This window comes from Candidatus Poribacteria bacterium, from assembly GCA_028820845.1.
GTDB lineage: Bacteria > Poribacteria > WGA-4E > WGA-4E > WGA-3G > WGA-3G.
Window position 1 is genome coordinate 25,478 of record JAPPII010000022.1, and the last position, 13,677, is coordinate 39,154.

Sequence of the window (13,677 nt, forward strand, 5' to 3'; positions counted from 1 at the left end):
AAATATCTGTGTTTGTCCAGGTATCTCCATAGTAAATTTATCCCTTAAACTAAACGCCCCTGATAAAGCTTAAATTTGACTTGACGCGTAGGGGTTGAATGTGGTATTTTTTAGTAGACCTTTTGGGAGGGTTTTTTGAAAAAAGAAAAGGGTTTCTGGCTTGATCTATGGGTAAACAGTAAAACAGGTATTGTGCTTTTCCTGGTTTCTGTCTTTTTTATCATCTATAGCCTAATAGCTATAAGGTATGAGATAGGGCAAGGATGGCGCGGACACCCATCTGTTCAAGATGTCTTGATGGATATTTCGAGATTTATCCCTGTCGCGGGAGCATTTGTAGCTACATTGATAGGGGGTATTGACTTGATTGTATTCTTTTCGGGTTTATACATAGATTGGAGAAAAAAGCGTTTCCAGAAGGCGGTCGCATCCGCTGTTGAGGCAGCGAGATCGGAGGCTTACGCAGAAGGTTACGCAGCGGGCCAGCGAGACAAAGACTCTGGGGACAACTAAACAGGAGGCAATAGCAGTATCATGTTACTTTCAGATTGGTATGCCAGATGGAAAGAGAAGCATATTCAAGCAGCGGTTGAAGCAGCCAGAAAGCACGCCTATGAAGAAGGCTATGAGGCTGGTAAGGCGGGAGTCTCTGAAAATGTGCAAGGCGTAAAGAAAAATAATGCCGTAACACGCGAATCAAATGTTGTCTTGCATGAACATAAAGCAGCGGTTGTAACGCCTAAGAAAAAGGAAACGAAATAGTTTAATCCTGTGATCTAAGCAAACGTAGGTTTAACTTTAGCACATACGGAATCAATGTCTAATGCACCTGTGGCATTCCTCATGGTTGATTCTCTACCCTATGCTGAACTTACGTTGGTAAACGTAATGTCGAGACAAAGATCTTCAAACCCACGATTGTTGATTCTTTCGTGTTCTCGGAAGAAACATCCTGCCCAGGGTTTACTGCCCGCCTTAGAACGTTATGATGGACCAGCGTATCGGGTGATAAATAAGTTCCTACGAGTTCACCCATCTGAGAAACAATCACTTAATGTGTATATTTTATCAGCAAGATTTGGATTGATTTCGGATGATGAACGAATTCCTAACTGTGATCATAGCGTCCTCTCCAGTGGTTGGTGAGTCAGTTGACAGGTTTAGCTGTGGGCACTTTTCACACAAATGAAGCCAGAAGAGTCTTGCAACAGCTTGGAATAGATATCTATCGAAAAGAATAAGGGTTTAGTGATGAGTACAGAATCTTCTATTGGTACAGTTTCGCCTGATAACGGAACACAAGCGGATAGGTCGGAAGTAAATGAGCGATTAACCGAGAATGATGTACAAGAAGACCTCCGTCGCCAGCCTCAGTTAATGATGAAAACACTGTTGATAGCTGAGAATCTGCGGGATAATTATTTCCGTAATACAGCGCGTTTTATACGTCATTTACGTCGACGTCGAGCTATAGACGCGACTAATAAAGGAATGCGCGATAGTTCCATTCTTCAGGCTTACTCAGTCAAGGATGCGTCTTGGGGAGATTTTAAAGATGAATTAGTTAGTTTTATTGACAGAGGAATCGGTCAGACACAATTATCCCAAGTGCCGCTCCTATTGCGGGTCGGATCTTATGAGGTACATGTAGGTAACAGGAACATGACCGAGCGGGAAAATTTTGGCTATTACCCGGTAATCTTCGGAGACTTTGAAGGCGGTAGTAAGGAGCGAAGAGATTTTCCCGATATCGTTCGCATTACTGCTGAATTACTGAGTGGACTTTCAGTACTGAATCGCAATCAGAGTCTAAGAGTCCTGCTGTTTCACGGACCATTGGTTTATTTGATGGACGCTTACGCAGGTCATACACCCTTCACCGAAGCAGACATTGACCTATTTCTAAAACACTATTCAGATGATAAAGAACAAGCAGATCAGTTGAAAGAAGATTTTCTTAAAGAAGCCCGGCTTGATATTTATCCAGCTATGGCTGAGGGAAGGTCCGATGAGTGGGCAGATCGTCGGTTTTTTGAACCGTTGTCATGGATTGCATTTCTCTATAGAAAATTGATTGCTGTGGCACTAAATAGAGAACCTCGTCCTATCATTGCAGGAGTTGTAGAACGTGGGAGATCGCGCGAGTTTTGCGAGGAAGTGTTACTTAAACGCGTTTTTCGTAGTCTAAGTGAAAGAGGAAACCAGAACTATTTCAATGACTTGTTTAGTCTTTCTGACCTTACTTCTCCTAAAAATTTGATGGACAGGTTAGGTTATACGGACAATCTTCTCTTAGGCTTGCTTCTTGATACTGGCGAATATTCGGAACATTGGAAGATGAACAAGTCCAGTGGTTTGGGAGCAGGTGCAATTAGGCTTCCAGGAGAGTCTGGAAGTTCAACGGTAGACTTTTCCTGCTTGAGAGAAGACAACCAATTTGGTTTTCCGACTGTAAAGGGAACTTATATTCGAGTTAGTGAGAATACTGAACCCATTAGGATTGAGATTTTTTCCGAACTTGGAGAAAATCAAGTCAGAGAAGCTGCGCGGCGTGTATATTTGTACTCGCGCCTCTTACCTAATTATGGCTTTCCTGTGGGTTTGGATATCGCTGATAAGTTTGCCCACGTGCCAAGTTGGATGACAAGAGCGGGCGACAAGATGATTCTCCATACATTGGGGATGAGTTTACAGAAAGGTGCAATTAGCGATGCAGATATGCGAAGAGTGTTAGTGCAAGCTATCTATATGACACCCCGAGATTGGTTTCTTCGACCAACTGTAGAAGGATAGATAAATAATGGAAACAGAGAAGGTCATTGGGACCCTTGTTGGTGAAAGTACGAGCAAAGAATTTCGTCTTGCTGTAACACCTGAAGCGACCCGGGAGCAGGATATTATCGCAGTAGATGCTACCTTAAATGAGACGGAAAACGGTGGAGAGTTGAAAAAAATAAGGATTTGGGCAAAAGTCCAAAGAATAGAACGTATCAATCCTCTGTTTCCGGCTGAAGCAGGGCACGAACTGGCAGAAACACAGACTGATCCCATGGATACCGTACTTTCTCTAAGTCGTGAGATGGTATCAGCCGTATGCCAAGTGATAGGGTATGAACAATTGACGACAGGTGGATGGTCCGGTAAACTTGAAAGTTTACGATATCCCCCTAAACCTGCTACTCGTGCTTATGGTCCGGATCCAGCGGATCTAAAACGAGTGTTAGTCGGAAAATTAGAAGATGAATCGCAAAGCGCGATAAATATTGCGACCCTCTCTAATCGAGATAATGTTGACGTAGAAGTAGATGGCAATGCTATAGTTACTCGTCATTTAGCTATACTGGCAATGACTGGAGCGGGTAAAAGTTGGACAGCCCGAAGGATTATTGAACAATTAGCAGACAAAAATTATCCGATGGTTATTTTCGATCCACATGGGGATTATACAAGGCTGGGGGAGATTGAATCGCTTAACAATAAAGTTAATCGTTATCACGCCACCTTAGCGATTTTCGAGGAAGATGCAGATACAGTGGCTCAAATTATCGGCAATCTGGCGGACAATCCTCTAACACCTGCAATGAATGCTTTATTTGGTGATTTATTTAATGCGTCCAGAAGGTTTAACGAAGCTGAAGGGAGCGAAAGAATAAACTGGCTAGCTAATAGACTTAATGATAATTGCATTCGTCAAAATGGTATTAAACCCGATCTTTGGTTAATTGCCAATATAGCAGATGCCGCTTTTCAATCAATAAAAGATGCCGGGGATGGGAATACCTACGATTTTGAGTATCTGAAACATATCTGTTGGGAGAATCTAAAAGAAAAGGAGCGACGTGACACTTTACAGGGAATATACGGAAGGGCTCGGGCGGCAGCATCCGAACTACGTAAGATGGAAAGAGTTAATCAAAGAATCACTGGTGAGTCACAACCCATGCCTCAAAATCGCGACGAGCTCGTACAGTATGGTAAGATTTCAGTAATATCTTTGGCGGGTTACACTGGAGACTTTCAGGCTACAATATATAGTATTATTGCAGAGGAATTGTTTGAAGCCAAGGTTAACGAAAGGCTGCAATTGCCGTTTTTACTGTTACTTGAAGAAGCTCACAATTTCATTCCTAGTCGTGGTACTGCTTCAGCCCAAAAACAATCCATTGCTATTACCAAACAGATTGCCCGGGAGGGAAGGAAATTTCATGTTGGTTTGGTTGTGATTAGTCAGCGGCCTTCCCGCTTAGATGAGACGACTCTTTCTCAATGCAACTCTTACATTATCATGAGAATGGTAAATCCAGCCGATCAGACCTTTGTGAAGAGAGTTGTTGAATCATTAGGTGAAGAAGAAGCGAGTCTACTTCCTAACCTTGAGGTAGGCGAAGCACTTTTATCAGGGCAAATGGTAAATTTTCCCATCTTAGTAAAAATGAAGGAACCTGAATTTAGAGGTGGACTTGGGAATACTAATGCATTCCTTCAGCTTGAAGAAGTTCATGATCGGGAAGTTCGCGATCCAGTTAGAAGTAGTTTTTGACTGGGAAAATAGTTAAGAGACAGTTATTAGGAAGTAGCGATATGGTGGTTGATCACTCGCTTATAGCAGGAAATCCTTTCGTACTGCCACAGAACCCCTGCAGGTAGCCAATGGGCAATATTAAAGGAACAGTTCAAGACACACTGAGGACAAAAGAAGATGGATCTTCCAAAGCTCGTTATTGGCGATAGTTCACGACGCATTATCGGTGAATCCGCACCGATGCGGACGGTTTTGCGTCAAGTCGAACAGGTCGCACCGACGAAAGCGACTGTCCTCATCACAGGCGAAACGGGTGTCGGCAAAGATGTCATCGCCGAGGCTATACACGAAAGTAGTCCACGTAAAGATCGACCCTTCAAAGCCGTCAACTGCGGTGCATTTTACCAAGACCTCCTTCAAAGCGAACTCTTTGGACATGAAAGAGGCGCGTTTACAGGCGCGTCCAGCCAACGCCGCGGGGTGTTTGAGCAAGCAGACGGTGGGACGCTTTTTCTTGATGAAGTCGGCGAAATGTCCCCTGAAGTACAGGTAAAATTCCTGCGGGTCTTAGAGTCGCAGGAATTCACCCGACTCGGTGGTGAAAAAAATATAAAAGTCGATGTCCGAATTATCGCCGCAACGAATATCAACCTTGCAAAGTCCGTTAAAGATCGAAAATTTAGGCAAGATCTCTATTATCGGTTGAACCTCTTTCGCATCCACATCCCACCGCTGCGCGACCGACGCGAGGATATTCCGCTCTTTGTTGATGCGTTTATTTCTGAATTAAGTGAAGACCACGGAAAAACGGTTACCGGCATAGCACCGGAAGCGCTCAGTTATCTCCAAAATGCAAATTGGCACGGTAACGTCCGGCAACTCAGAAATGCCATTGAGTCTGCTATCATTGTGGCGACAACTGATGAGCTCCAACTTAAAGATTTTCCAATAGATTCAGAATCCGAACAGATTACGGCACTGCCTGTTCAAGTGTCAGGCACGCAACTCGCACCTACGCAGGTGGTCGGCACCGAAATCTCTGGAGAAGTCGGGTTTCCTAATCAATCTGGGACATCTTTACAAGTCGTGGACCCCGCCACCAGTGCCATTACCACAGAAAATATAGCGGTCTACAAGACAATTATCGGGCTTATCTTCTCCGCAATCCGATCGCTGGATCCAACCGCTGCCGCAAGGGATGATATGCCACCCTTAATTCCTGATGAGGATACCAGTTGGATGCAGATTAACGAGGCTGATGACGCAGCCGACATACTGAGAAAAACACTGGAGGTGCTTTCGACAATTACTAAGGTGCTTGAGAATCGCAATCAGGATGGAATCTTACCTATCGTTAATCCTATGGAACCACAAGAAGGCACAAAAAGGACAGACAGCAAACCCGTGGCTGTATATGATGAGGAAGTTATTGGCAAGGTAGGCATGACAATGGCAGAAATTGAACGCGCAGCTATCCAGAAAACGCTCGCGGAAACGGATGGAAATAAGACAGAAGCGGCAAAAATTCTTGACATCGGAGTCCGAACCCTACACCGCAAATTGGACGCTTATAGACAAGAAGTCAATAACAATTCGGGTGATAATTTTAATCAGGAATAACGTTTACAGAAACGCTTATCAAATCTTCCCACCAAAAATCGCTACTTCAGTGGAGGGATGTAGGTGGGTTTTTATTTTCGTTTGACAAAATATGTTAAGTTCTCTTGACAGAATATGTTGGGAATGTTAAAATACCTCTCAGCGACTTCATCACAAGAAACTTGTTGCCTGTGAGATTGTGTGCATGCACTCTGGACGCTACACATATTGAGTGAAAACGCTGGTGGGATGCCCACTGAGTTGTAATCGTTAGAAATGAACACCTAAGTAAATGGCTAAAGAAGATAGTGGGAACGCGAGAGAAATCATAAAGAAGTGGATGCCTGTAGCAATATGGCTTGCGGCAGTAATGATTGCCCCATATTGGCTATGGATAGACGAAAAGAAATCGTTACAATTCACTTTACTCAACGTAAGTGCTTTAATTCCGCTTTTTCTACTATTATCAACACTTTTCATAGAAACGGGAGGATTTGTAATGTCTGGGATTATGATGGCGGAAAGACTCTGGAGAGAAAGAAAGGAGAGAATCCATAAGGAAAAAATAGCTGCAGCCCTGTCCCCACTTGCATTGCGTGTCGCCACGGGCTTTATTATGGAGCATGACACTGAGTTGGTAGACAAATCGGATTCCGATTTATTAGAAATGATAAAGGCATTTGGTGCTAATAAAGCACTTGATATCGCAGCAGAAGAAACTCGCGCAGATATTTTGGAATTTGTCAACAGTATTGACCATGAAAGACGTGCTAACCAAATAGCCGTTAAAATTTCTGACTTGATGGGTCGTGATGATTTTGCAAATCAAGTTGTGGACTTAGTGAAAGAAAACCAGTATCTGCATATTGCGTGAAGACACTGAGATCTTTGTCCTGCAAGGTGGTTAAACTTACGCACAATTTGGAAAGGAACTTAAAATAATGAATTCATTGATTCCTTAGTCCCTTTTTAACTGAGAACTGATAGCCTGTGACTGACGACCTTTAAACGAATAGATCTCGGACGTAACACTGAAACCCTTCAATCACATCACCACCCTCAAGGATGTCGTCTCCACGCAAAACAATAATATCGTCAGGGGAACGGTACACTTCCACTGTTTCTCGGCGCGGATTGATAACCCACACCATCGCACACCCCGCATTTAACCATGCGTCTACCTTTTCTGCGACCTCCGTGTAGGTGTCACCTGGAGAGATGACTTCAACCGCAAGATCGGGGGCACCTTCCCAATATCCTTTTGAAATACCCCGCTCATCAACTGTGGCTTGACGCACAAACGCGGCATCTGGGGCACGCACAGTGTCTGGATTTTGGGCAATTTTAAATCCTGTTTCGGCACCACACACATAGCCTAATTGATGTCTTTCAACGTACGCGTCGAGATGTCTTCCAATTTTAGCCGATCGGATCCCGTGTTCAAATCCAGCGGGTGGCATTCTACGTATGACTCCTTTCACCAATTCATACCGATAGCCATCATCAGGCTGTTTCCACAGATCCTCAGCCGTTAAGAGTGTGGGTTGGGCGGATAGCAGTTTTGATTGATTCTGTTGTGTTTCTGACATTTTGTTTTCCTTTTTATTCCCTGTCTGCTATTAGCAGCCAGTAAACGTTGCTTCGCCTCAAATGGCTCTTTACTGACTGCTGACTACTGACCGCTATAGTAAATCGCGTTGAAAAGCAGCTTAAAAGTCCCATAAGACTGTCCCCGATGCTGCGGTTTGAAACCAAAGAGGACCACACGCCCATCTCCAAGCGATGTTTCCAGCAGTGCAGTTTTCTGCCGAATCCGTTTTTCACCTTCAAGCCACCCACTCATTAGTGGACTGAATTCTGGATACGTGGCTATGGCTTTCACATCCCCGCGCACACCGTCAAAAACCGGTCCCGATTTAAAGAAGATCGCCATATCCCGATCCAGCCCATACCCTATCGGATGCCTTGTATCTATACGGACGCGCAGGAGCGAACCCGGACAGAAAAAAGCGTCTTCTTTCGGTTGATTTGCTTTTTTGACCACATTGACAATGCCCTTCTCACTCAACCCAAAGTATTCCAAGGGAAGTTCTGTCGCACGATTTAGACAGATAAGCGTGCCGCCGTCCTCTACAAACGCGCGCAGGTTCGCTAACCCTTCTGTGCCTATACCCCCGACGTATTCCGGCGGTAATTTTCCGGTTGCATGTCCGTTGAGAATGCCGGAGGCACCGAAATCCGGCAAAATGATCGCATCGTAGCGATCCACCAAATGTCCTGCCTGAATTTCTGCATTCGTGAGGCTACTGTAGGTGAATTCGTGCGTATCTAAAACCCAGCGTGTCCACCCTTCATCCATGTTTGCCGTCCACGGCTTATAGAGTCCTAAGCGCGGCGCCGTCACCTTTGAGAACGACCGATCGAATGTCTTTTCATCAATAGATTCATCTGCATAAATATGAATGCCGAACGCCGCCGCGAGTGCTTCCATTGTCTCCATCTCTTGTACGGGTGGTGATGTCGTTCTAATCAAGATACTCCCACGCGGAAATATTTTACCGCCACTGTTTATTTCCCGATCTGCTCGATAGAGCGTATACTTCGGGCTATTATCTTCTAATTTCGCATTAAATAGGCGGTTGAGGACAATCGCTTCAGTGTTCGTTCGATTCTCCAACAGGTAACCTTTCGGCTCCGGGACACCCTCCAGACGACCTTCCACTTGTGTCAACACAGGAACTGGACTTAAATCTGCTTCAAAGGGATGCACAACTGAGATTGTTCGGACCCCCATCTGTAAAGGTAGTGTCCATCCGGCGATATCATACGGACGTTCCGGGGGCGATTCCGGCGACGGACGGCGTTCTGGATAGCGTTGAACTTCAAGCAGGTCCTTCGCGTGTGCCCGAAACGGTTGCGACATTAAAACAACGTAAGTTTCCGCGGGGTATGCTACACCATCTGCCGTAAAGGGTGCGTTTGCTTGATGAATCTCTACACCCCCGCGTTGCAAAATGTCTAACATCTTAAGAGTTGTGTGAATGTCGCGCTGCTGCGTCGGAATGAGAAACGCCCGAGGTGGTTCGTTTTCTCCTTTTGCTCTCGCGTTGAGTCCCATCTTGTAAAAGTTAGTCTTCAGCATCACCCGATGCTCAGCCACGAAATCAAGAATTGACAGTGCTGCTGCCTTCTCGTATTCTACAATGTTTCGCAGCCGCCACCATCCCCCGGGCCACGGTTCTGGAAAATTCGTGCGGAGTGTGTATGCGTCCAGGCCGCGTCGGTATCCTCTTAAAGTGTGATGCGGTTGGAAGATTGGGGTCGCTATCTCCACGCGTGCCGCTTCTGTCAAAATCCCTACCATGTTATGGCGATACGGGACTGTCCGAAATCCGCCGTGCCACCATGTATCGTAGACAGCACTTGAAAGCACACCTGTAAACCCGTCACTTGTTAAATCGAACGCCAGCTGCGCGCCAATTAGCGAAAGCGTTCGTTGTAGAAGTGGCGGGATATTCGGGTTAACGGGTTCAAAATACGGCGGAATTACAAACCGAGGCCCGCGATAACTCATCTCATGTACGTCGTAGACGACTTCGGGAAACCATTCTTCATAAAGCACGCGCGTGAGGAGTTGCGTTTCTATCTGTGTTAGCATGAACCAATCTCGGTTGTTATCGTGGCCCGTGTATCTGTGATACAACCACGGGATTTCTGAACCTTCATAGGGGGTCCTGACCGTGCGGTTATACCAATCCACGACAATATCCAGACCGTCAGGGTTAGCCGATGGGATGAGCAGAATTATCACATTTTCAAGAATTTTCTGAATGTGTGGACTGTCCGTGGTCGCAAATTCATACGCAAATTCCATTGACATTTGTGATGAGGCAATCTCTGTCGAATGCAGATTACAGTTAATCAGCACTACCGCTTTACCCGCTTGCGCCAACGCATCTAATTCCGATCGATCGTCTGCTGTTATCGCCGCGCGTGGCAATGCGATCTGTGTCTGAATCGCTTTATAACGTGCCAGGTTCTCCAGATTTTCCGGCGCGGAAATCAGTAACATGAGAAAGTCATTGCCTTCTGTCGTTTTCCCGAGTGCTTCTAATAGAATCCGATCCGAGTTCTCAGCGACATGCCGCATGTAATCAGAAACCGTCTGCCATCCTGCTACCTTATAGTCGGCACCGACCTGAAACCCAAGGACTTCTTCTGGAGGCATCAGTTGGGCTTGTGTCGAAGTCTGTATCAGCACTGAACAGATGAGCGATAAGATGAATGTAGACCACCGTGTTATATTTTCGAGTTTGGAGAGGTGTTTTTTCATGGTAGTTGCTTCCGACAGGAATAGGCTGCCGGCGCGCCTCCTATTTGTTTGTTACAAAGATACCAAAAAGTATAACCTGAATTTAACAGCACGTCAACACCCTTTTCCAATCAGCATAGCAATCCTTTCTGACTTTCCAAAAAATCCGCACTTGACTTTTTCAAGATTTTGTGGTATTGTTATAGAGAATAGAAATGTTTTTTGGATATAGTGTTGTAGTCTGCACTTTACAATTTACTGTTCCAACACTCTGAATTCCTATATTAAGACGACGCTTGAATAAAAAACATTTTCAGGAGGAAAACAGAACGAAATGAAAAAAGTTATAATTATCCCACTGGTCGTCCTACTGCTCGCGAGTTTTGGGTGTCAGGATAAACAGAGGGGACCGAGCAATCTATCAGTGGGCAAGAGTAAATTGATTGATAGCGGGAACGCCTTGGAAGCCGTTGAATTGCTTGAAAAAGCGGAGCAGGAAGAGGTAAATAAACTCGAACCGCGCGCCTTACTTGTTATTGCTTATTCTCATGGACTTGCTACCGGAGACGCTGCCAGCCTTGGGGTTGAAGCCAAATTCAAGAATCAACGAACGCAACGCATACAAGAACTGACCGATGCTGAAATGAGACAGATCCTGCAAATTCTCAGCACACCCTCACGCGTACAGAAAGCCGGTTTACAGGCACTTGTGGATAAGGGACCCGAAGTATCGACAATAATTCTCGAGAGTCTCGCGAAGGGAAGATATCCCGCACTTCACGAAAATTTTACAGAGATGCTCGTCCAGATCGGATCTGGCGGTCTTGATTTAATTTTAGCCAAGCTCACTGATGAAATGACACCGCCTGCTCTCAAGATTAAGTTGGTACGGGTGCTATCTAAAATCAGGGACGCGAAAAGCATAGATGCGTTAAAAACCCTGCAAAGTCAGACAGACGAGGCTGCCTTGGCGATGGAGATTAATACGACGCTCTATCAACTCGGTGAGGCGGCATATAAGCAGGCAATCATCGATGGCTTAAATCATAGCGATGTTGCTGTCCGACGCGCCGCCGCGAAAGCTATGGTAGATATTCCCGACATATCAACGAAGGTACTCATTGCAGGATTGGAAGACGATGACTCCGAAGTCGTCGCATCACTTGTAAAAGCACTCGCCGTCCATCAGGATGCTGCTGCTGTTGACCCACTTGTGAAAATCCTTACCAGTGAATTAAACAAAGACCCGAAACAAGCCGCGATTGATACGCTTGATATTTATGGAGAAAACAAACTCACGGGCGGCTTAGCAAAGCCGATTACGATGCTGCTCATTGGTGGAACGGTTACCGATCCAGACAATCGTTTATATCTTGTGCAGCTGCTCAAAAGAGAGCCGTTTCAAAGGCAGCTGAGGGCATTACAGTCGGTCGAAGGATTGGTAGACAAGCTCTATCAATATCACCAAAATACCGAGACGGTCGGGCTCGTCAAAAGAGCACTTAGTGAACTTCTTGACGCAGTTGGTAAGTGACGAGACTTTTTTATAATTTCTAAGTTCAAAACAAACACCCCTTCGTAGTAGGGCAATTTATTGCCCGTCGTATTAAAGCGGGACCAGGTATTTTCCGACTTTCCTATAATTCTGACTTAAATTTGTTGACATAAAAGTGTATTTATTTTAAAATACCTTTTACGCCGTGCTTATTCGGATTGGTAGCCTCTGTCCGATAGGTACGAAAAATCTATAGACGAACAACCTTAATCGTCTTCGCATGCAAACTTCACCCGACATCAAGGTTCGCAACCCGCAATCAGGAGCCTTAAATTGTCTGTATGTTTTTCACGTTGTGGGATATACTTGATGTTCATTATTTTTCATAAAGTCTGCACGCTACAAGAGGCACAAACGGGTGAATCAAATCGAGATTCCAGGAGGAAAAGATAAACGGAACATGAAGAAACTTTTGATGATATTACTGCTTATAGGGGTTGTAAGCTTCGGCTGCCAGCAGAAACAGGTCATCACCCAACTTGAAGTTGGCAGAGGTAAGTTGTTTGCAGGACTCTCACTGGAGGCCGCTCAGCACCTTGAACGTGCTGAAGTGGAGGAGGAAAACAAAGTTGAACCTCGCGCACTCCTCGTTCTTGCATATAGCAACGCTATTTCAACGGGCGCCGCGAGAACCCATAATGTAGAAGCCAGATACCAAAGTGCACGTGACCAGCGCGTTGGTCAATTGGGTGAGTATGAAATAAAGAAAGTTCTGCAACTCCTCGGTGAGCGGCATAGAGTACAAAAAGATGCTATACAAGTCCTGATTGATAGGGGCGCGCCAGCCGTACCTTTCGTTTTGGAAGACATCGTTAAAAATCGGTATCGCGCTGTCCATGGCGACTTCATTCAAATCTTGATAGGAATCGGCACGCCAGCTATTAACGACATACTCAAGGCAGCTGGTGATAGCAACACGCCTCTTGATGCGAAGATTCAACTTATACGTATCATAGGGGATATAGGGGACCCATCTGCCATAGTAGGATTAGAGACACTCCAAAATGCAACCACTGATGAAGGGTTGAAGATGGAAATTAATACCGCACTCTATCACCTCGGCAGCGAAGACTCCGAAGGTAAAATCGTCGCCGGTTTGGCTGATGATAATGTTGTGGTCCGACGCGCCGCCGCAAAATCTATGATGTACCTCAAGGAACATCCTACAGACATGCTGATTGATGCGCTTGACGATTCTGATGACACCGTACGGATGGACGTTGCTAAAGCACTGCTGAAATATCCCGACGCAGGGGCTGTTGACGGTCTCCTCGCAATCCTCACAAACGGTTCGAGTCTCAACACGAAACAGGCGGCTATTGATACGCTAAACCATTATGCCGAAAATGGACTCGCTGATGGATTAGCCCCACGTTTAATCACAATATTGACGAACCCCGAGGTCGTCAACCATGAAGATAGACTCCGTATTGTTCAACTTCTCAAGAAACCTGCTTTGATAAAGCAAATAGATGAGGCTGACCAATACGATAATCTGCCCCACAAAATTGACGTTTTCTATCGGGAGACGGAAACTAACGATATGGTCAAAGATGCCCTCAATGAACTGCTTCTTGCAATTGAGCCTGATACCGAAGATCTTGAGTCGGAAAATTAAGGAATGCGGCCTATGATTTTCAATAGAATTCTAAGGCTTTATCGTATCTGATTTACCGGTTAACAGGAGGA

At 45.3% G+C, this 13,677-nt stretch carries 10 protein-coding genes; 8 read left to right on the top strand and 2 right to left on the bottom strand.

Going from position 1 to position 13,677, the window contains the following annotated elements:
- The first annotated feature begins 135 nt into the window (after positions 1-135).
- From OXN25_05440 to OXN25_05465, 6 genes are all read left to right on the top strand, one after another.
- Positions 136-513 (top strand): hypothetical protein, encoded by a 378-nt coding sequence (locus tag OXN25_05440; protein ID MDE0424290.1) that lies wholly within the window; start codon positions 136-138, stop codon positions 511-513.
- Positions 514-534: 21 nt separating this feature from the next.
- On the top strand, positions 535-762 hold the full coding sequence (locus OXN25_05445; protein MDE0424291.1) for a hypothetical protein: 228 nt from the start codon (positions 535-537) through the stop codon (positions 760-762).
- A 489-nt stretch (positions 763-1,251) separates the two neighbouring features.
- On the top strand, positions 1,252-2,793 hold the full coding sequence (locus OXN25_05450; protein MDE0424292.1) for a DNA double-strand break repair nuclease NurA: 1,542 nt from the start codon (positions 1,252-1,254) through the stop codon (positions 2,791-2,793).
- A 7-nt stretch (positions 2,794-2,800) separates the two neighbouring features.
- On the top strand, positions 2,801-4,540 hold the full coding sequence (locus OXN25_05455) for an ATP-binding protein (protein ID MDE0424293.1): 1,740 nt from the start codon (positions 2,801-2,803) through the stop codon (positions 4,538-4,540).
- Between the two features lie 159 nt (positions 4,541-4,699).
- A complete protein-coding gene (locus tag OXN25_05460; GenBank protein ID MDE0424294.1) occupies positions 4,700-6,142 on the top strand; it encodes a sigma 54-interacting transcriptional regulator in 1,443 nt (480 codons plus the stop codon).
- A gap of 271 nt (positions 6,143-6,413) precedes the next feature.
- On the top strand, positions 6,414-6,995 hold the full coding sequence (locus tag OXN25_05465; GenBank protein ID MDE0424295.1) for a hypothetical protein: 582 nt from the start codon (positions 6,414-6,416) through the stop codon (positions 6,993-6,995).
- A gap of 130 nt (positions 6,996-7,125) precedes the next feature.
- Here the strand turns inward: OXN25_05465 and OXN25_05470 are convergent, their stop codons facing one another.
- A complete protein-coding gene (locus OXN25_05470) occupies positions 7,126-7,710 on the bottom strand; it encodes a Uma2 family endonuclease (protein ID MDE0424296.1) in 585 nt (194 codons plus the stop codon).
- A gap of 83 nt (positions 7,711-7,793) precedes the next feature.
- On the bottom strand, positions 7,794-10,454 hold the full coding sequence (locus OXN25_05475; GenBank protein MDE0424297.1) for a M14 family metallopeptidase: 2,661 nt from the start codon (positions 10,452-10,454) through the stop codon (positions 7,794-7,796).
- 313 nt (positions 10,455-10,767) lie between these two features.
- Here OXN25_05475 and OXN25_05480 point away from each other — a divergent pair, with 313 nt between their 5' ends.
- Together OXN25_05480 and OXN25_05485 are read left to right on the top strand one after the other, a co-directional pair.
- Complete coding sequence (locus OXN25_05480) at positions 10,768-11,967, top strand: HEAT repeat domain-containing protein (protein MDE0424298.1); 1,200 nt, start codon at positions 10,768-10,770, stop codon at positions 11,965-11,967.
- Between the two features lie 421 nt (positions 11,968-12,388).
- Entirely contained in the window at positions 12,389-13,606 is a 1,218-nt protein-coding gene (locus OXN25_05485; protein ID MDE0424299.1) for a HEAT repeat domain-containing protein, read from the top strand.
- The last annotated feature ends 71 nt before the right edge of the window (positions 13,607-13,677 follow it).

Coding starts and splice junctions, on each gene's coding strand:
- OXN25_05475 (MDE0424297.1), bottom strand. CDS start 10,454: ATGAAAAAACACCTCTCCAAACTCGAAAATATAACACGGTGGTCTACA.
- OXN25_05455 (MDE0424293.1), top strand. CDS start 2,801: ATGGAAACAGAGAAGGTCATTGGGACCCTTGTTGGTGAAAGTACGAGC.
- OXN25_05445 (MDE0424291.1), top strand. CDS start 535: ATGTTACTTTCAGATTGGTATGCCAGATGGAAAGAGAAGCATATTCAA.
- OXN25_05470 (MDE0424296.1), bottom strand. CDS start 7,710: ATGTCAGAAACACAACAGAATCAATCAAAACTGCTATCCGCCCAACCC.
- OXN25_05450 (MDE0424292.1), top strand. CDS start 1,252: ATGAGTACAGAATCTTCTATTGGTACAGTTTCGCCTGATAACGGAACA.
- OXN25_05485 (MDE0424299.1), top strand. CDS start 12,389: ATGAAGAAACTTTTGATGATATTACTGCTTATAGGGGTTGTAAGCTTC.
- OXN25_05480 (MDE0424298.1), top strand. CDS start 10,768: ATGAAAAAAGTTATAATTATCCCACTGGTCGTCCTACTGCTCGCGAGT.
- OXN25_05465 (MDE0424295.1), top strand. CDS start 6,414: ATGGCTAAAGAAGATAGTGGGAACGCGAGAGAAATCATAAAGAAGTGG.
- OXN25_05460 (MDE0424294.1), top strand. CDS start 4,700: ATGGATCTTCCAAAGCTCGTTATTGGCGATAGTTCACGACGCATTATC.